General features: G+C 56.7%; 16 protein-coding genes. 13 read left to right on the top strand and 3 right to left on the bottom strand.

Annotated features, from left to right (window positions below):
- The first annotated feature begins 9 nt into the window (after positions 1–9).
- Together C0560_RS00480 and C0560_RS00475 are read left to right on the top strand one after the other, a co-directional pair.
- Positions 10–969 (top strand): DUF523 and DUF1722 domain-containing protein, encoded by a 960-nt coding sequence (locus tag C0560_RS00480; RefSeq protein WP_248859389.1) that lies wholly within the window; start codon positions 10–12, stop codon positions 967–969.
- Positions 970–1,124: 155 nt separating this feature from the next.
- A complete protein-coding gene (locus C0560_RS00475; RefSeq protein ID WP_248859388.1) occupies positions 1,125–2,219 on the top strand; it encodes an AAA family ATPase in 1,095 nt (364 codons plus the stop codon).
- A gap of 122 nt (positions 2,220–2,341) precedes the next feature.
- Here C0560_RS00475 and nlpA read toward each other — a convergent pair whose 3' ends face one another.
- Together nlpA and C0560_RS00465 are read right to left on the bottom strand one after the other, a co-directional pair.
- On the bottom strand, positions 2,342–3,151 hold the full coding sequence (nlpA, locus tag C0560_RS00470; protein WP_233210364.1) for a lipoprotein NlpA: 810 nt from the start codon (positions 3,149–3,151) through the stop codon (positions 2,342–2,344).
- A 152-nt stretch (positions 3,152–3,303) separates the two neighbouring features.
- Positions 3,304–3,723, bottom strand: coding sequence for a GNAT family N-acetyltransferase (locus tag C0560_RS00465; RefSeq protein WP_248859387.1), 420 nt, complete (start codon positions 3,721–3,723; stop codon positions 3,304–3,306).
- 199 nt (positions 3,724–3,922) lie between these two features.
- On the opposite strand from C0560_RS00465, the gene C0560_RS00460 reads away from it, so the two are divergent.
- From C0560_RS00460 to C0560_RS00440, 5 genes are all read left to right on the top strand, one after another.
- The gene (locus C0560_RS00460; protein ID WP_102105101.1) at positions 3,923–4,492 is read left to right on the top strand and encodes a TetR/AcrR family transcriptional regulator; all 570 of its coding nucleotides are present in this window, start codon (positions 3,923–3,925) and stop codon (positions 4,490–4,492) included.
- Positions 4,493–4,638: 146 nt separating this feature from the next.
- Positions 4,639–5,760 (top strand): efflux RND transporter periplasmic adaptor subunit, encoded by a 1,122-nt coding sequence (locus tag C0560_RS00455; RefSeq protein WP_248859386.1) that lies wholly within the window; start codon positions 4,639–4,641, stop codon positions 5,758–5,760.
- Complete coding sequence (locus tag C0560_RS00450; RefSeq protein WP_248859385.1) at positions 5,760–8,867, top strand: efflux RND transporter permease subunit; 3,108 nt, start codon at positions 5,760–5,762, stop codon at positions 8,865–8,867. The genes C0560_RS00455 and C0560_RS00450 overlap by 1 nt, the downstream gene beginning before the upstream one ends.
- A gap of 2 nt (positions 8,868–8,869) precedes the next feature.
- Positions 8,870–10,234, top strand: coding sequence for an efflux transporter outer membrane subunit (locus C0560_RS00445; RefSeq protein WP_123429729.1), 1,365 nt, complete (start codon positions 8,870–8,872; stop codon positions 10,232–10,234).
- Positions 10,235–10,391: 157 nt separating this feature from the next.
- Positions 10,392–10,688, top strand: a complete 297-nt coding sequence (locus C0560_RS00440) for a YicS family protein (protein WP_123429730.1) — start codon at positions 10,392–10,394, stop codon at positions 10,686–10,688.
- A gap of 30 nt (positions 10,689–10,718) precedes the next feature.
- On the opposite strand, the gene C0560_RS00435 is transcribed toward C0560_RS00440, so the two are convergent.
- Positions 10,719–11,669, bottom strand: a complete 951-nt coding sequence (locus tag C0560_RS00435) for a LacI family DNA-binding transcriptional regulator (RefSeq protein WP_100778242.1) — start codon at positions 11,667–11,669, stop codon at positions 10,719–10,721.
- A gap of 293 nt (positions 11,670–11,962) precedes the next feature.
- On the opposite strand from C0560_RS00435, the gene C0560_RS00430 reads away from it, so the two are divergent.
- From C0560_RS00430 to C0560_RS00405, 6 genes are all read left to right on the top strand, one after another.
- The gene (locus C0560_RS00430) at positions 11,963–12,277 is read left to right on the top strand and encodes a PTS sugar transporter subunit IIB (RefSeq protein WP_102105105.1); all 315 of its coding nucleotides are present in this window, start codon (positions 11,963–11,965) and stop codon (positions 12,275–12,277) included.
- 12 nt (positions 12,278–12,289) lie between these two features.
- Positions 12,290–13,612, top strand: coding sequence for a PTS sugar transporter subunit IIC (locus tag C0560_RS00425; RefSeq protein WP_100778244.1), 1,323 nt, complete (start codon positions 12,290–12,292; stop codon positions 13,610–13,612).
- Positions 13,613–13,633: 21 nt separating this feature from the next.
- A complete protein-coding gene (locus C0560_RS00420; RefSeq protein ID WP_248859383.1) occupies positions 13,634–15,022 on the top strand; it encodes a glycoside hydrolase family 1 protein in 1,389 nt (462 codons plus the stop codon).
- A 6-nt stretch (positions 15,023–15,028) separates the two neighbouring features.
- Positions 15,029–15,331 (top strand): PTS lactose/cellobiose transporter subunit IIA, encoded by a 303-nt coding sequence (locus C0560_RS00415; RefSeq protein WP_142503674.1) that lies wholly within the window; start codon positions 15,029–15,031, stop codon positions 15,329–15,331.
- Positions 15,332–15,475: 144 nt separating this feature from the next.
- Positions 15,476–16,855 carry a carbohydrate porin gene (locus C0560_RS00410; RefSeq protein WP_100778246.1) on the top strand — a complete coding sequence of 460 codons (1,380 nt, stop codon included), beginning with the start codon at positions 15,476–15,478 and terminating at the stop codon, positions 16,853–16,855.
- A 147-nt stretch (positions 16,856–17,002) separates the two neighbouring features.
- A complete protein-coding gene (locus tag C0560_RS00405) occupies positions 17,003–17,908 on the top strand; it encodes an EamA family transporter (RefSeq protein ID WP_100778247.1) in 906 nt (301 codons plus the stop codon).
- Positions 17,909–17,932 lie beyond the last annotated feature (24 nt).

Raw genomic sequence — 17,932 nt, 5'->3', positions numbered from 1 at the left:
GACAACACCATGAACAATAAACCCATTCTCGGTATCAGCGGATGTCTGACCGGCTCAGCCGTACGGTTCGACGGCGGACATAAACGCATGAGCTTTTTAATGGATGCACTGGCGCAATGGGTAACATTTAAACCCGTATGCCCGGAAATGGCGGTGGGCTTGCCCGTCCCTCGCCCGGCGCTGCGACTGGTCAAAACGCCCGACGGTGAGATGCACATGCGTTTTACCCAAGCCCCCCATGAAGACATCACCCATAAAATGGCCGAGTTTGCCGGGCACTATTTGCCGGGTATTGCCGATTACGCCGGTTTCATCGTCTGCGCCAAATCGCCAAGCTGCGGCATGGAGCGCGTGCGCATCTACGACGAAGCGGGTAATCCTGGCCAGAAAGAGGGAAACGGCCTCTTCACCGCCGCGATGCAGGAAAAATACCCGTGGCTGCCGGTGGAGGAAGACGGGCGGTTGCACGATCCGGTACTGCGGGAGAACTTTATCGCGCGGGTATTTGCCCTGCACGAGCTGAACATGCTCCGCGCCAGCGGCCTGACGCGCGGTGCGCTGCTGGCCTTTCACAGCCGCTACAAGCTGCAACTGCTCGCACATAATCAAGCCGGTTATCGCGAGATCGGGCCTTTTGTGGCGTCGCTTCACGAATGGGACGATTTGGAGGCCTTTTTTGCGGTCTATCGCGAGAAACTGATGGCGATTTTGAAACAGCCCGCGTCGCGCAAAAACCACACCAACGTGCTGATGCACATTCAGGGCTATTTCCGTAAACAGCTCAATACCCGCCAGCGTCTGGAGTTGCGTGAAGTTATCCTCAACTACCGCGCCGGACAGCTGCCGATCCTCGCCCCGCTCACGCTGTTGAAACATTATCTGGCTGAGCACCCGGACCGCTATCTCCTGACGCAAAACTACTTCGACCCGTACCCGCAAGACTTAGGCCTGCGGCTGGCGATCGCCTGATTTAACAACGAGAGACCTTTAGCCCCAAGGGTCCTTACACGCACCCCGTTTTAGACGACAAACCTCACTGTCGTCTTTTTTTTGGCCCGCGGCATGGGTTATTGGCTGGTAGAATGAGTGGGTTGACCCCGTTTTGCATCACTCAGGTAACCACGATGATCCGCGCCCTGCATATTGAAAACTACCGCTCGATTCGCCAGCTCTCGCTCGGGCTGGAACAGCTCAATATCGTTTTTGGGCCGAACGGCACCGGTAAATCGAATATTTACAAGGCGATCCATCTGATGCACAGCGCGGCGCAGGGCCAGTTTTCGCAGGCTCTGGCGAACGAAGGCGGGATTTTAAAGGTGTTCTGGGCCGGGAAAACGCGAAGCGATCAGCTGCGCCGCGTCAATCTGGCGGCGGAAACCGAAACCTACGAGTACGAGCTACAGGTGGGGTTTGTCGAGAAGCTGCCCTATCCTTCACAGTTCCAGCTCGACCCGGTGATCAAAGAAGAGACCCTTTGGCTGAGCGATCACCATCGCCGCCCGTCGTCGCGGCTGATGCAGCGTAAAAACCAGACCGTATTTCTGAACAACATTCACCACGAGAAAGTGACCCACAGCGGCACGCTGTATGAGAACGAATCGGTGTTCGGCCAGTTGGGCGAGCCGCATCTGTATCCTGAGGTGTCGCAGATGCGCGAATCCCTGCGCAACTGGCGCTTTTACCACGAATTTTCCGTCTCGTCTGGCTCGGCGATGCGCGCCCCGCAGGTGGGTTTTCGGTCGCCGGTTTTAGCCAGCGACGGGGCGAATCTCGCGGCAGCGTTCCAGACGATTGTGGAGATTGGCGACGAGCTGCTATTGATGCGGATCCTCGACCAGGCCTTCCCCGGCTGCGTATTTTACAGCGATAACAGCGGGGGACGTTTTCGCATGATGATGCAGCGCGAAGGGTTAAGCCGCCCGCTGGAACCGGCAGAATTCTCGGACGGCACGCTGCGATTCCTGTGCCTGGCCGTCGCACTGCTCAGCCCGCGACCACCCGCGTTTATTGCCCTCAACGAACCGGAAAACAGCCTGCACCCGCAGATGCTGCCCGCCCTTGCCAGCCTGATCGCCGAAGCGAGCCACTACTCGCAAATCTGGCTGACCAGCCACTCACCGGAACTGGCAAATTTAATCGAAAAACACCGCGCGTTTTCGCTGTATCAACTGTCGATGGTCGACGGAGAGACAAGGATGGAGCGGCTGGCGATGACTTAATTTAACAATGCGAGACCTTTAGCCTAAAGGGTCCTTACACGCACCCCGCTTTAGACGACAAACCTCACTAAGGCTTAGAGCATGCAAGAAGGCCATTCATCGCTTTAATGGCCTTCTTGAGATCACCAGCCCGGAACCGCGCCGCCGTTAAAGATTTTTTCTGCCGCTTTCGCCACTTCTGGCGACTGGTACGACTGAATAAATTCTTTCACGTTTTCCGCGTCTTTATTCTCTTCGCGGGTTACCACAATATTCACGTAAGGCGAGTTTTTATCTTCGATAAACACGCCGTCATGCACCGGCGACAGCCCGGTTTGCTGGAGGTAAGTGGTGCTGATGATCGCCACATCCACTTTTGGGTCGTCAAGCACGCGCGGCAGCTGCGCGCCTTCCAGCTCCATGATGTTCAGCTTTTTCGGGTTAGCGGTAATATCAAGAGCCGTTGGCAGCAGGCCGACGTCGGGTTTAAGCGTAATCAGCTTCTCTTTTTGCAGCAGCAACAGCGCGCGGCCAAGGTTAGTGGGATCGTTTGGAATTGCAACGGTCGCGCCATCCTTCAGTTCCGATACCGATTTGATTTTGCGCGAGTAGCCTGCCATCGGGAAGACAAACGTATTTGCCACCGCGACCAGCTTATAGTTGTGAGCTTTGTTATCTTCCGCCAGGAATGGGCGATGCTGGAAGACGTTCGCATCCAGTTCGCCGTGGTTCGTCGCATCGTTGGGCAGCAGCGAGCCGCTGAAACCGACCAGCTCCACATCCAGCCCGTACTTCTCTTTCGCCACTTTTTTGGCGACTTCCGCCACATCCTGCTCTGCGCCGTTAATCACGCCGACTTTAATATGTTTGGCATCGCTGCCGCTTTGATCACAGCCCGCAAGCAGAACGCCCGCCAGAAGTAATGCACCACATCGAGGTAAAGGGAATTTCACGAGACAGATCCTTTTGATAAACGTTTAAACGACTATATCGACAACGAAGCGGTACGCTAAAAACCGAAAAAGAATCAACCAGAAGGAAAAGTTATATATCGGTACTCTCTGAATGGCAGGCCCGGTCACACCGCGCCACCGGGCATCCACCGTTACAGTTCTTTCGCCAGATAGTGCCGCTGCATACCCTGATAAGGGAAATCCTCCAGCGTCATCTGCAGTGTGTACCCCTGCTTCTCATAAAATGGACGCGCCTGAAAGCTGAACGTATCCACCAGCGCACGGCGGCAACCCTGGCGGCGGGCTTCTTCTTCGGCGGCATTCATCAGCTGGCTCCCCAGCCCACTACCGCGCGCGTCATTGCTCACCCACAGGTACTGAATATTCAGCCATTCGCCTTTGCGATTGCCGATCAATCCGCCCGTCATCACGCCACTGTCGTCGCGTGCATAAACGGCGATATCGCCACCGACCGCAGAAAAATCGATATACTGCCGGTTATACGATCGTAATCCATTCAGCAGTTCTTCTTTATCGGCTTCAGTAATGGTATCCGTAAGACTCAAGTGCATGTGGTTCTCCTTATTTTCAGCGCAATCTGAATATCGCACACCTTTATCTTCATAAAAACTCCTTATTCTCTCCTTTATTTCGCAGTAGAAATATTCTTTCAATATGAAAATAAAAAAAGCGCTTTCCTGTACCTTCCTGAAACGTATAATAACCAAAAATGAGAACGATCATTCTCACTCTCAGCGCGGCGGGGAAACGATGAGCACAACGCTTGAAGAACGGCAGAAACTACGGCAGGACGAGATCATCACCGCGGCGCGGCGCTGCTTTCGCGCGAGCGGCTTTCACGGTGCCAGCATGTCGCAAATCGCCAGCGAGGCGAAGCTGAGCGTCGGGCAGATTTACCGTTATTTCAGCAATAAAGATGCCATTATCGAAGAGATGATCCGCCGCATTATCGATTACCGCATCGCCGAGATGGAAGGCAAAACCCAGACCGACCGCATGCCGCAGATCCTTGCCTGGCGCCAGACTCTGAGCGAAGACGACGATGCGCTGATGCTGGAAATGTCCGCCGAAGCGACCCGCAATCCGCTGGTTGCGGCAATGCTGGTGGAAGCCGACGCGCGCATGTTTGCCAACGCCTGCGAGCACCTGAAAAAACAGTGCCCGCACCTGAGCGACGAGCGCATTCGCTGCTGCGTGGAAATAATCGCCGTGATGATGGAAGGCTCCATCTATCGTCGATTAACCCCACAAAAAGTATCAGCAGAAGAATTAGAAAAAATTTATCGGGAAATACTCAATATGCTTCTCATTGTGAATTAATTAAACCTGAACTCATCACCGGGAAATAGCTATTTCCCGTTTTTTCATTTCCGCGAATCGCGGAGATGCGGCAACGCTTTGCCTTAAAACCTCCTCATCTCGTTAAGCCATTAACGGGACAGGCGTCGTTCACCCTGGAAAAAAGTATGAAAACCCTAACAACCGCCATCGCGGCATTATTTCTCCTGACCGGTTGCGATAATGCACAAATATCCGCGCCAGAAGGCGCACTCCCGCAAGTGGGGATCGTCACCCTCATGAGCCAGCCCGTCCCGGTGGTCAGTGAGCTTACCGGGCGGACCAGCGCCGCCCTGAGCGCGGAGGTGCGCCCGCAGGTGGGCGGCATCATCCAGAAGCGGCTGTTTAATGAAGGCGATACGGTGAAAGCCGGGCAGGCCCTGTATCAGATTGACCCGGCCAGTTTCAGAGCGAGCTACGACGAAGCCACCGCCGCGCTGAAACAGGCCCAGTCACTGGTGCAGGCCGACTGCCAGAAAGCCAGGCGCTATGCGCAGCTGGTGAAGGACGATGGCGTTTCGCGCCAGGATGCAGAAGATGCACAGGCCACCTGTGCGCAGGACAAGGCCAGCGTCGAATCCAAAAAAGCTGCACTGGAAAGCGCGCGCATCAGCCTGAACTGGACCACCGTCACCGCGCCGATTAGCGGGCGCATTGGTATTTCGTCCGTCACGCCGGGCGCACTGGTGACCGCCCAGCAGGAGACGGCTCTGGCGACCATTCGCGGGCTGGACAGCATGTACGTCGATCTCACCCGTTCGAGCGCCGATCTGCTGCGATTACGCAAGCAAACGCTGTCCACCAACAGCGATACCCTGAGCGTTTCGCTGATCCTCGAAGACGGCAGCACTTACAGCGAAAAGGGCCGTCTGGCCCTGACGGAAGTGGCCGTTGATGAATCCACCGGCTCCGTCACCCTGCGGGCGATTTTCCCCAATCCAAAGCAGCAGCTTCTGCCGGGCATGTTCGTTCGCGCCAACGTGGACGAGGGCATCATGGATGACGCGATTCTGGCACCGCAGCAGGGCATTACCCGCGACGCCAAAGGCAACGCCACCGCGCTGGTCGTGAACGGCAGCAACAAAGTCGAACAGCGCACGCTGCAAACAGGGGAAACCTACGGCGACAAATGGCTGGTGCTGAGCGGGCTGAAGGCGGGCGATAAGCTGATCGTAGAAGGCACCGGAAAAGTAGCCTCCGGGCAGGAAGTGAAAGCCGAAGAGATCAAAACCGCCGGAGGAGACGCCTGATGTTTTCCCGTTTCTTCGTGCGTCGCCCGGTGTTTGCGTGGGTGATCGCCATTCTGATTATGCTCGCCGGGATGCTGGCGATCCGCACCCTGCCGGTCGCGCAGTACCCGGACGTTGCGCCGCCGTCGGTGAAAATCTCCGCCACCTACACGGGGGCCTCCGCCCAGACCCTGGAAAACAGCGTCACCCAGGTGATTGAGCAGCAGCTGACGGGCCTGGATAACCTGCTTTATTTCACCTCCACCAGCAGCTCCGACGGCTCCGTAAGCATCAACGTCACCTTTGAACAGGGTACGGACCCGGATACTGCCCAGGTGCAGGTGCAAAACAAAGTTCAGCAGGCCGAATCGCGCCTGCCGAGCGAAGTGCAGCAGTCGGGCATCACGGTGGTGAAATCCCAGAGCAACTTCCTGTTGATCATGGGTGTGTACGACAAAACCGACAAAGCCAGCAGTTCAGATATCGCCGACTGGCTGGTGAGTAACGTGCAGGACCCGCTGGCGCGCGTGGAAGGCGTGGGCAGTTTGCAGGTGTTCGGCGCGGAGTACGCGATGCGCATCTGGCTCGATCCGGCGAAGCTGGCCTCGTACGCGCTGATGCCGTCCGACGTACAAACCGCGATTGAAGCGCAGAACGTGCAGGTCTCTGCCGGGAAAATTGGCGCGCTGCCGTCGTCGAATGCACAGCAATTGACGGCCACCGTGCGCGCCCAGTCGCGCCTGCAAACCGTCGATCAGTTTAAAAATATCATCATTAAGAGCCAGTCCAACGGCTCGGTGGTGCGCATCGGCGACGTCGCCCGCGTTGAGATGGGCAGCGAAGATTACACCGCTACTGCGAAGCTAAACGGCCACCCGGCGGCTGGCGTGGCGGTGATGCTCTCGCCTGGGGCTAACGCCCTAAGTACCGCGACCGCAGTAAAAGAAAAAATCGCCGAGTTCAAACGCGCAATGCCCGAAGGCTATGACGTCGCCTACCCGAAAGACAGCACCGAGTTCATCAAAATCTCCGTTGAGGATGTGATTCAGACGCTGTTCGAAGCCATCGTGCTGGTGGTGGTGGTGATGTATCTGTTCCTGCAAAACGTCCGTGCCACGCTGATCCCGGCGCTGGCGGTACCGGTGGTGCTACTCGGCACCTTCGGTGTGCTGGCGCTGTTCGGCTACTCCATCAACACATTGACCCTGTTCGCGATGGTACTGGCCATCGGCCTGCTGGTGGATGACGCCATCGTGGTAGTGGAAAACGTCGAGCGCATTATGCGTGACGAGGGCCTGCCCGCCCGCGAAGCGACCGAAAAATCGATGGGTGAAATCTCCGGCGCACTGGTGGCGATTGCCCTCGTGCTCTCGGCGGTGTTCCTGCCGATGGCGTTCTTTGGCGGCTCAACGGGGGTGATTTACCGTCAGTTCTCCGTGACCATTATCTCGGCGATGATCCTCTCGGTGGTGGTGGCGCTTACGCTCACCCCGGCCCTGTGCGGCACGGTTCTCAGCCACACACCGCCGCACAAGAAAGGCTTTTTCGGCGCCTTTAACCGCTTTTACAGCAGAACAGAAAGTGGCTATCAGCACCGTGTCCTGCGCGTGTTACGCCGCTCCGGCAGCATGATGGCGATCTTCGCCGTCCTGTGCGGGGCGATGGCCCTGACCATGTGGAAACTGCCAGGCAGCTTCCTGCCGACGGAAGATCAGGGCGAAATCATGGTGCAGTACACCCTCCCCGCAGGCGCGACCGCCGTGCGCACCGCCGAGGTGAGCCGCAAGGTCACCGACTGGTTCCTCAGCGAAGAGAAAGACAACACCAATGTGATTTTCACCGTTGAGGGCTTTAGCTTTAGCGGCAGCGGCCAGAACGCCGGGATGGCGTTTGTGTCGCTGAAAAACTGGTCCGAACGTAAGGGCAGCGAAAACACCGCGCAGGCGATTGCCCTGCGCGCCAGCAAAGAGCTGGGCGGCATTCGTGATGCCACCGTGTTCGCCATGACGCCGCCGTCCGTGGACGGTCTCGGCCAGAGCAACGGCTTTACCTTTGAGCTGATGGCGACGGGGAATACGGATCGCGATACCTTGCTGGCGTTTCGTAATCAGCTGATTGGTGAGGCGAATAAAAACGCGTCGCTGCAGGCGGTGCGCGCCAACGATCTGCCACAGATGCCGCAGCTGCAGGTCGATATCGACAACAACAAAGCCGTTTCTCTCGGCCTCGCGTTGAGCGATGTCACCAGCACCCTCTCCAGCGCCTGGGGCGGAACTTACGTGAACGATTTTATCGACCGTGGCCGCGTCAAAAAGGTCTACATCCAGGGCGATAGCGATTACCGCGCCGCGCCGTCGGATCTCAACAAATGGTACGTGCGCGGCAGCGATGACAGCATGACGCCGTTCGCCGCCTTCGCCACCACCCGCTGGGAATACGGCCCGGAAAGCCTGGTGCGCTACAACGGCTCTGCTGCGTATGAAATTCAGGGTGAGAACGCCAGCGGCTCCAGCTCTGGCAGCGCGATGACCACCATGGAACAGCTGGCAAACAAACTGTCCACTGGCACCACCTGGGCGTGGAGCGGCCTGTCGTTGCAGGAAAAACTGGCCAGCGGCCAGGCGATGAGCCTTTACGCCCTGTCGATTCTGGTGGTGTTTCTGTGCCTGGCGGCGCTGTACGAGAGCTGGTCGGTGCCAATCTCGGTGATCATGGTCATTCCGCTCGGCGTACTCGGTGCGGCGCTGGCCGCGACGATGCGTGGTCTGAACAACGACGTTTACTTCCAGGTGGCGCTGCTGACCACCATCGGCCTGTCGTCGAAAAACGCCATTCTGATTGTCGAGTTTGCCGAAGCCAAAGTGGCGGAAGGGTACTCCCTGACGCGCGCTGCCCTGCGCGCCGCCCAGACCCGCTTGCGCCCGATCATCATGACCTCGCTGGCGTTTATCGCAGGGGTCACGCCGCTGGCGGTCGCGACGGGCGCGGGCGCTAACAGCCGCGTGGCAATCGGCACCGGCATCATCGGCGGAACGCTTGCGGCAACGCTGCTGGCGATTTTCTTTGTCCCGTTATTCTTTGTACTGGTGAAGCGTCTGTTCTCCGGTAAGCACGCAAACCGGAGGTAATCATGTTTCGTGTTTCTGTTTTAGTGTTGGCGCTGATGAGCGCAGGCTGTGTCTCACTGGACCCGACCTATCAGCGCCCGGATGCGCCCGTCCCGGCGACGCTGCCGGGCAGCCACGGCGAGGCCAGCGCGGTCGTCAGCCAGTGGCAGCAGGTGGTGAACGATGCGCGGTTAAAAAGCGTGGTGACGATGGCGCTTAACAGCAACCGCGACGTGCAAAAAGCGATTGCCGATATCGACGCCGCCCGCGCCCAGTATGGCGAAACGCGATCGTCCCTGTTCCCAACGGTCGATGCTGAGCTGAGCCATACCCGCAGCCGGACGCTGGCCGGTGGCGTCACCACCAGCGACGAAGCCAACGGCACGGTGTCGAGCTTTGAGCTGGACCTGTTTGGCCGCAACCAGAGCCTCTCCCGCGCCGCGCGGGAAACCTGGCTCGCCAGCGAATTCACCGCGCAAAACACACGCCTGACGATGATTAGCGAGCTGACCACCGCATGGCTGACGCTGGCGGCGGATAACAGCAATCTGGCGCTGGCGAAATCCACCATGGAAAGCGCAGCCAATTCGCTAAAAATCGTGAAACGCCAGCAGGAAGTGGGCGTGGCGGCGGCGACGGATACCAGCGAAGCGATGGCGGTGTATCAGCAGGCGCGTGCCAGCGTGGCGAGTTACCAGACGCTGGTTGCGCAGGATAAAAACGCCCTTAATCTGCTGGCGGGCGATACGGTGCCAGACGCGCTGCTGCCGGGCACGCTGGAGAGTCTGAGCGACAACGCCATCACCCTGATCCCGGCGGGTGTCAGCTCCAGCGCGCTGCTGCGCCGCCCGGATATTCAGGAAGCCGAGCACAATCTGCTGAGCGCCAACGCCAGTATTGGCGCGGCGCGTGCGAATTTCTTCCCGACCATTTCTCTGACCGCCAGCGCCGGTGTTGGCAGCGATTCGTTATCATCCCTGTTCAGCCACGGCCTCAAAGTGTGGTCGTTCGCACCGTCGATCACCTTGCCGCTGTTCAGCGGCGGGAGCAATCTGGCGCAGCTGCGCTATGCCGAAGCGGAGAAAAAGGGGCTGATCGCTACCTACGAAAAGACCATTCAGAGCGCGTTCAAAGACGTTGCCGACGCGCTTGCGCGGCGGGAAACGCTCAGCGAGCAGCTGGACGCGCAGCGGGAATACGTCGCGGCGGAGCAGAAAACGCTGGATGTGGCGACGCGCAGCTATCAGGCGGGTGCGGGGGATTATCTGACGGTACTGACCGCACAGCGGTCCCTGTGGTCGGCGCAGACGTCGCTGATCGCCCTGCAACAGACGGACTTCACCAACCGCGTGACCCTCTGGCAATCGCTCGGCGGTGGCATCCAATAAATCTTTTGCCGGGCGCTGATGCCCGGCAAAAACTCCAGCTACGCTTAAAACGTCTCATACCTGTGTCTGTCCAGAATCATACTTTCGGCTTGAATCGCTTTGATGAATGTAACGATATATTTCAGAGAACAATGCGCGTTTTACTCCGGGGGTTTCAATGAAAGCTGCTCACCTGTTTTGTCTGGTTATCTGTTTGCTTTTCGCCGCCTTCGTCCACGCCAATGAGACGCAGGACCCGGTAAAAACGGAGAAAATCCGCCAGGCCGTGATGAAAGATATCAAGAAAGTCTGCTCGCCTCAGGGCAAGCAGACGGACAAAGAGTGGCAGGCGATGATCATGTCATCCGAGGCTAACAAGCTGCTGGTGAAAAACGCCGTGCTGGCGATGGAGCGCGACAACCTGGATAACTACTGGGAAGCCGTCGGCAAAGTGGACTGCATGGAGGATTACTAAGCGTGAAGCGTGCTTCACGCTTTTTTTTGATTAGCGTTTGCGCATATCCGGGATAATCAGATCCCCGCGCAAAACGTAAGAGCCGAGCATCTGCGTTTTCTCATTCAGCCACGCCACAATCCGCGCCGCCATCGCATCCATGGAGTATTCGATGGCCGGAATGGTCGGAATTCCCGGAAGATGCAGCGATCCGGCGAGACTAAAGACCATGATGTCTTCCGGAACCGACTTATTAAACGCCTGCAATTGCGGGATCACGCGCTGCGCTTCCTGCTCATCCGCCACCAGCAATGCGTTGAAATTCAACGTGGTCGCGTTATTCAGTAGTTCCTGCAACGCCACGGACGACGAAGTGGCGTCCATAAACACCAGATTACGGTTAAACGGCAGGAAGTTTTTCTCCAGCGCGTGTTTGTACCCGAGCAGCACCTGATCGGCAAAACCGCTGCCCTGTGGCTGAATTAAGGCAATCTGCCGACGGCCCTGGCTGGTGAGGTAGTTACAGGCGGTTTCGGCGGCAAAGGCGTGGTCAAACTGGATGCTGTTGGCGTTATCGGACTCCATGCAGTCCACCAGGATGACGTTATCCTGATCGATATGGAGCGGGAAACGCGCCCCGATTATCAGGATGTCGTCGCAAAGGCCGCAGGAGAGTTCATCGAGCGCGTTGAGCACCTCGCTTTTAGTGTTGGCGAAGCGCAGCAGCAGATGTTTTTGGTGCTGACTGAGCTGTTTTTCCAGCGCGTAAAGATACCCGGTGGTCTGGTTGATATTATCCTGCGCACAGATCACGCCGATACAGCCGGTGGACTGGCTCAACAGCGATTGCGCTATGACGTTGGGCCGATAGTTCAGCTCATCCACCGCTTTCAGTACGGCCTCACGGCTGGCTTCCTTCACGCCGCGCGACCCGCTCAACACCCGTGACACCGTGGCTTTGGACACCCCGGCCAGACGTGATACATCGTTGATTGTAGACATCATATTCCCCTGTCAGGACCCACGTAGCCCTGTAATTCCTGTTACCGCTTCGGCTCACATTATAGCCAATCCGGAGTATATCCGTTTCCGTTTTCCATGGAAACCGATTTTCCGTTTCCACTCAATTTGATGTCAAAAACGCCAAAATATGTGACCCACATCGTGATAACAAGCCCCATAAGCTGCGGATCTTGATGGTTATCACACTTCTGGGGTTTATGAATGGAAACCGGTTTCCATATGATATCCAATCATCCCCGCAATAACTTTTTACACTTTGAGGATGGTTGTCGATGTTCAAGATTATGCTGTGCTGCTCTGCCGGGATGTCCACCAGCCTGCTGGTGAGGAAAATGGTTGAAGTGGCAGAAGAACGCGGAGTCCCGGTCACGATTGATGCGTACGGCGTGTCCGAATTTGACACGCAGTTTCCGCAATACCAGGTCGTTCTTCTCGGACCGCAAGTGAAATACATGTTAAAGACACTGGCAGACAAGGCCGCTACGCAGGGTATTCCGGTACAAGCCATCGACATGATGGACTACGGTATGCAGCGTGGTGATAAGGTACTGGACTATGCTCTGTCGCTCATCGAAGCGGCACACTAAGAAGGTGTTCTCATGAGTTCGTTATATCAATCAATGGTTGCCGTTATTGAGCAGTCCATTACCCCGCTGGCGGCAAAGCTCGGACAGCAAAAGTACGTGATTGCGATCCGTGACGGGTTTACCGCCGCCCTGCCGTTTATGATCATCGGCTCGTTTATGCTGGTGTTCATCTTCCCGCCGTTCTCGGCGGATACCACCAACAGTTTTGCCCGCGGCTGGCTCGATTTCTCCCAGACCTACCGCGAACAGCTGATGCTGCCGTTTAACCTCAGCATGGGCGTGATGACCTTCTTTATCTCGGTGGGGATCGGCGCGAGCCTGGGTCGCCAGTTTAATCTCGATCCGGTGATGTCCGGCCTGCTGGCGTTTATGGCGTTTCTGCTGGTGGCGGCACCCTATGCTGACGGCAAAATCTCCACGCAGTATTTGTCCGGCCAGGGGATTTTCACCGCGCTGATTACCGCCATCTACTCCACCCGCGTTTACGCGTGGCTGAAGGAGAACAAAGTCACCATTCGCCTGCCGAAAGAAGTCCCGACTGGCGTGGCACGCTCCTTTGAGATCCTGATTCCGGTGATGGTGGTGATCGGCACGCTGCACCCGCTGAACCTGTTTATCGAAGCGCAAACCGGGATGATTATCCCACAGGCGATTATGCATCTGCTGGAGCCGCTGGTGTCCGCCTCTGACTCCCTGCCGGCGATTCTGCTCTCCGTGCTGCTGTGCCAGATCTTCTGGTTCGCAGGCATCCACGGCTCGCTGATTGTCACCGGTATCATGAACCCGTTCTGGATGGCGAACCTGTCGGCAAACCAGGCGGCACTGGCGGCGGGCGCAGCGCTTCCGCACGTCTATCTGCAGGGCTTCTGGGATCACTATCTGCTGATCGGCGGCGTTGGCTCGACCTTACCGCTGGCCTTCCTGCTGCTGCGCAGCCGCGTGACGCATCTGCGCACCATCGGCAAAATGGGCGTGGTGCCGAGCTTCTTTAACATCAACGAACCGATTCTGTTCGGTGCGCCGATCATCATGAACCCGATGCTGTTTATCCCGTTTGTGTTCGTGCCGCTGGTGAACGCCTGTCTGGCCTACGCCGCGACCAAACTCGGCTGGCTGGCGCAGGTGGTATCCCTGACGCCGTGGACCACCCCGGCACCCATCGGTGCGTCGTGGGCCGCAAACTGGGCGTTCAGTCCGGTAGTGATGTGCGTAATCTGTATGGTGATGTCGGCCCTGATGTATCTGCCGTTCCTGCGCGCCTATGAGCGCTCTTTGATGAAAACCGAAGAGCAAAAAGCCCAGGCAACCGTCGGTACTGCTGAAGCTGCACGTTAATAACGTCAAAGAGGAAGCATTATGAAATATTCATTTCCCGATAACTTTTGGTGGGGCAGCGCAAGCTCCGCGCTGCAAACCGAAGGGGAAAGCCTGGGCGGCGGCAAAGGAGTGACCACCTGGGATCACTGGTTCGCCAATGAGCCAAACCGTTTCCATCAGGGCGTGGGGCCGCAGGATACCTCAGCCTTTTACCAGAACTGGAAATCGGACATTCAGCTGCTGAAACAGCTGAACCATAACAGCTTTCGCACCTCGATTAGCTGGGCGCGCCTGATCCCCGACGGTGTCGGTGAAGTGAATCCGCAGGCGGTGGAATTCTACAATCAGGTCTTCGATGAGCTGCTTGAGCAGGGCATTACGCCGTTCATCACCCTGTTCCACTTCGACATGCCGATGGCGATGCAGGAGATCGGCGGCTGGGAAAACCGTGACGTCGTGGCGGCGTACGCCCGCTACGCGCAGATCTGCTTCGAGCTGTTCGGCGATCGCGTGCTGCACTGGTTCACCTTTAACGAGCCGATTGTCCCGGTGGAAGGCGGTTATCTGTACGATTTCCACTATCCCAACGTGGTGGATTTCCGTCGCGCGGCGACGGTGGCGTACCACACGGTGCTGGCCCATGCGCAAGCGGTGCGCGCCTTCCGCGCCGGGCATCATGCGGGGGAGATCGGCATCGTGCTGAACCTGACGCCGTCCTATCCGCGCTCGCAGAATCCGCAGGATCTGAAAGCCGCGCATTATGCGGATCTGATGTTTAACCGCAGCTTCCTCGATCCGGTTCTGCGCGGGGAATATCCGGCGGATCTGGTAGCGCTGCTGAAAGCCTACGATCAGCTGCCTGCCTGTCAGCCCGAAGACAGCGCGCTGATTGCCGAAGGAACCATCGACCTGCTGGGCATTAACTATTATCAGCCGCGCCGCGTGAAGTGTCGCGACAGCGCGGTGAACCCTCAGGCGCCGTTTATGCCGGAGTGGTTCTTTGATAATTACGAGATGCCAGGGCGCAAAATGAACCCGTACCGCGGCTGGGAAATCTACGAGCCGGGTATTTACGATATTCTCGTTAATCTGCGTGAGAATTACGGCAACCCGCGCTGTTTTATTTCTGAAAACGGCATGGGCGTTGAAAACGAGCAGCGTTTTATTGAAAACGGTCAGATTAACGATCAATACCGTATCGACTTTATTTCTGAGCACCTTAAATGGGTTCACAAAGGAATTAGCGAAGGCGTAAATTGTCTTGGTTACCATATGTGGACATTTATTGATAACTGGTCATGGTGTAATGCGTATAAAAACCGCTACGGATTTATTCAGCTGGATTTAGCCACGCAGAAACGCACCATTAAGAAAAGCGGGGAGTGGTTCGCCGCCACCTCGTTAAATAATAGTTTTGATAAAGAGTAATGAATGATGATCGCATTAGAAGATGCCGTAATGGAAATTATCGTCAACGCCGGTCAGTCGCGTAGCCTGTGCTTTGAAGCCCTGCACGCGGCCCGGCAGGGCAACCTTGACGAAGCCAAAAGCCTGCTGCGCGAAGCCGATGGCTACGCGCGCCAGGCGCACCATATGCAGACCAAACTCATCGAACAGGATGCGGGCGAAGCCCGCCAGCCGATGACTTTAATTATGGTGCATGCCCAGGATCATTTAATGAATTCACTGTTGGCCCGTGAATTGTCCGAAGAGATTATCCATCTCTACCAGAGATAATAAAGGGAGATATCGTTACGCTAAATTAAACCCTCTGTACCTATAAAAATATAAATCAACTTTTTCTGATGATAGCGACATATTCTGTCAGATCGGAATGGGATGGTTATTGTCTGAATAAAATTTAAATTAATAGAGATGACAATGAATATCATAAAAAAACTTCCATTAACAATGGCGGTTATCGCCGCGCTTTGCCCAATTTCTGTGCTCGCACAAGAATTCACGCAGGAGCAAATTGACGCCATTGTCGCCAAAGCGGTGGATAAAGCCCTGACAGAACGTCAGGCAAAAATGGATGCGGCAGTCGCGAAAAAAGCGGACGTGGTGACGGAACCGCAAAGCGCCGCGCAGTCCCCGGATCTGGCGATTCCCTTTGGCATTAAATTTACCGGCTACGCCCGCTACGGCGCACACTTCCAGGCCGCCGATCAGAAATATGTGGCGGTCGATGGCTCGTATAACGGCGGCTCGGCGATAGGTCGTCTGGGTAACGAAGGCAACGGCGGTGAGTTCCAGCTCTCTAAAGCGTTTAAAGGCGATAACGGCGCGATCTGGGACATCAACGTGATGATCGACCACTGGGGCGACGAAGTTAACCTGAAAAAAGCCTACGCGGGGGTGACCAACATTATGTCATCTAACCCGAATGCCTATTTCTGGGCCGGTCGAGACTTCCACCAGCGTCCACAGCAGGGCATCAACGACTACTTCTGGATGAACCACGATGGCCAGGGTGCCGGGGTGAAAAACTTCGACATCGGCGGGGTGCAGTTTGACGTGGCAACCGTCGCGGCGGTGGAGTCCTGTAATCCGGAAGTGGAAAACGACGGCTCTAACCCGTCGCGCATCTCCTGTACCGGCGGCTCCGGCACCGGCGATAAAGGCAACTACGCGGCCACCTCCAAAATCCACGGCATGAAAATCGGGCCGCTGGATCTGGAACTGTACGCCAACTACGGTTTCGACTCGAAAGCCATCGAGAGCGACGATCGTCTGAACGCCTGGCAGGGCGGCGTAGTGCTGAGCCACACCAACGACAGCGGCGTGAACAAAGTGATCGCCCGTTATTCGGATAACTCAGACAACAGCGTGTTTAATAAAACCGAAGACCTGACCACGGTTTACGCCAGCTTCGAAGGGCTGCATAAATTCACCCAGCAGACGCAGGTGGAGTACATCCTCGCCTTCCACGATTACGACAACAGCCGTGACAGCACCGACAATCGCAAAAACTACAACGCGATTGTGCGCCCAATGCACTGGTGGAACGACGTTCACTCCACCTGGCTGGAAGCGGGCTGGCAGCACGTTGACTACGATAACGGCGGTGATAACAAAGGCTGGAAGCTGACCCTGTCGCAGAACATGTCTATCGCCATGGGCCCCGAGTTCCGCCCAATGCTGCGCTTCTACGTGACCGGTGGCAAGGTGGATAATGAACGTACCGCTCGCGTGAACGGCACCGATGACCAGACGCTCGACGATTTCAACGTCGGCGCAATGTGGGAAGCCTGGTTCTAAGGTAAAAGCAAAACGGCAACGCCCGTTGCCGTTTTTCGTGTTTTCCCCTCTCCCGGTTTGGGAGAGGGCGGAGCGAGGGCATCAGACCACACCACCCGGCATTGCTCCCATGATATGCTAGAAAAAAACGAGCATGCAGGGGAGAACATGGGTTCCACAAAAAGAGGGATGCTGAATGTCCTGATCGCCGCCGTGTTATGGGGCAGTTCAGGGGTTTGCGCGCAGTACATTATGGAGAAGAGTCAGATTTCCTCGCCTTATCTGACCATGATTCGTCTGCTGTTCACCGGCGTGATTTTACTGACGCTCTCTTTCGTCCACGGTGACAAGATTTTCTCGGTCATCAAACATCGCAAAGACGCCATCAGCCTGCTGATTTTCTCACTGGTTGGCGCGCTCACGGTCCAGCTCACGTTCCTGCTGACGATTGAAAAATCCAACGCCGCTACCGCGACTGTCCTGCAATTCCTCTCCCCGACCATTATCGTGGCGTGGTTCGCGCTGGCGCGGAAAAAACGGCCTGGGATATTTGTCCTCTCGGCAATTTTGACCTCCCTGATTGGCACGTTTTTACTGGTGACGCACGGCGATCCGACATCGCTGTCCATCTCCCCTGCGGCGCTGTTCTTTGGCATCGCCTCGGCCTTCGCCGCCGCGTTTTATACCACCTATCCCTCGACGCTTATCGCCCGCTACGGCACGCTGCCGATTGTCGGCTGGAGTATGTTGCTGGCAGGGCTGATGCTGACGCCGTTCTACGCCGGGCGCGGCACCACCTTCGTGATTGACGGCAGCCTGCTGCTGGCCTTTTTCTATCTGGTGGTGATCGGCACCGCGCTGACCTTCAGCTTGTATCTGAAAGGCGCGCAGATGATTGGCGGGCCGAAAGCGAGCATTCTGAGCTGCGCCGAACCGCTGAGCAGCGCGTTGCTGTCGGTGCTGCTGTTAGGGGTGGCGTTTACGCTGCCGGACTGGCTGGGGACGTTGTTGATTGTGTCGTCGGTGGTACTGATTTCGATGGATTCACGCAGACGCGTTCAGGCTTCAGTGTAACCCGATATCCTCACCCGAAAGGGT

The organism is Lelliottia sp. AC1 (assembly GCF_023278595.1).
Classification (GTDB): domain Bacteria; phylum Pseudomonadota; class Gammaproteobacteria; order Enterobacterales; family Enterobacteriaceae; genus Enterobacter; species Enterobacter nimipressuralis.
This window is presented reverse-complemented; position numbering and strand designations above follow the sequence as displayed.

Excerpts from the sequence above, each read along its gene's own strand:
- C0560_RS00480 (WP_248859389.1), top strand. The coding sequence starts at position 10 with ATGAACAATAAACCCATTCTCGGTATCAGCGGATGTCTGACCGGCTCA.
- C0560_RS00475 (WP_248859388.1), top strand. The coding sequence starts at position 1,125 with ATGATCCGCGCCCTGCATATTGAAAACTACCGCTCGATTCGCCAGCTC.
- C0560_RS00465 (WP_248859387.1), bottom strand. The coding sequence starts at position 3,723 with ATGCACTTGAGTCTTACGGATACCATTACTGAAGCCGATAAAGAAGAA.
- C0560_RS00460 (WP_102105101.1), top strand. The coding sequence starts at position 3,923 with ATGAGCACAACGCTTGAAGAACGGCAGAAACTACGGCAGGACGAGATC.
- C0560_RS00455 (WP_248859386.1), top strand. The coding sequence starts at position 4,639 with ATGAAAACCCTAACAACCGCCATCGCGGCATTATTTCTCCTGACCGGT.
- C0560_RS00450 (WP_248859385.1), top strand. The coding sequence starts at position 5,760 with ATGTTTTCCCGTTTCTTCGTGCGTCGCCCGGTGTTTGCGTGGGTGATC.
- C0560_RS00445 (WP_123429729.1), top strand. The coding sequence starts at position 8,870 with ATGTTTCGTGTTTCTGTTTTAGTGTTGGCGCTGATGAGCGCAGGCTGT.
- C0560_RS00440 (WP_123429730.1), top strand. The coding sequence starts at position 10,392 with ATGAAAGCTGCTCACCTGTTTTGTCTGGTTATCTGTTTGCTTTTCGCC.
- C0560_RS00435 (WP_100778242.1), bottom strand. The coding sequence starts at position 11,669 with ATGTCTACAATCAACGATGTATCACGTCTGGCCGGGGTGTCCAAAGCC.
- C0560_RS00430 (WP_102105105.1), top strand. The coding sequence starts at position 11,963 with ATGTTCAAGATTATGCTGTGCTGCTCTGCCGGGATGTCCACCAGCCTG.
- C0560_RS00425 (WP_100778244.1), top strand. The coding sequence starts at position 12,290 with ATGAGTTCGTTATATCAATCAATGGTTGCCGTTATTGAGCAGTCCATT.
- C0560_RS00420 (WP_248859383.1), top strand. The coding sequence starts at position 13,634 with ATGAAATATTCATTTCCCGATAACTTTTGGTGGGGCAGCGCAAGCTCC.
- C0560_RS00415 (WP_142503674.1), top strand. The coding sequence starts at position 15,029 with ATGATCGCATTAGAAGATGCCGTAATGGAAATTATCGTCAACGCCGGT.
- C0560_RS00410 (WP_100778246.1), top strand. The coding sequence starts at position 15,476 with ATGAATATCATAAAAAAACTTCCATTAACAATGGCGGTTATCGCCGCG.
- C0560_RS00405 (WP_100778247.1), top strand. The coding sequence starts at position 17,003 with ATGGGTTCCACAAAAAGAGGGATGCTGAATGTCCTGATCGCCGCCGTG.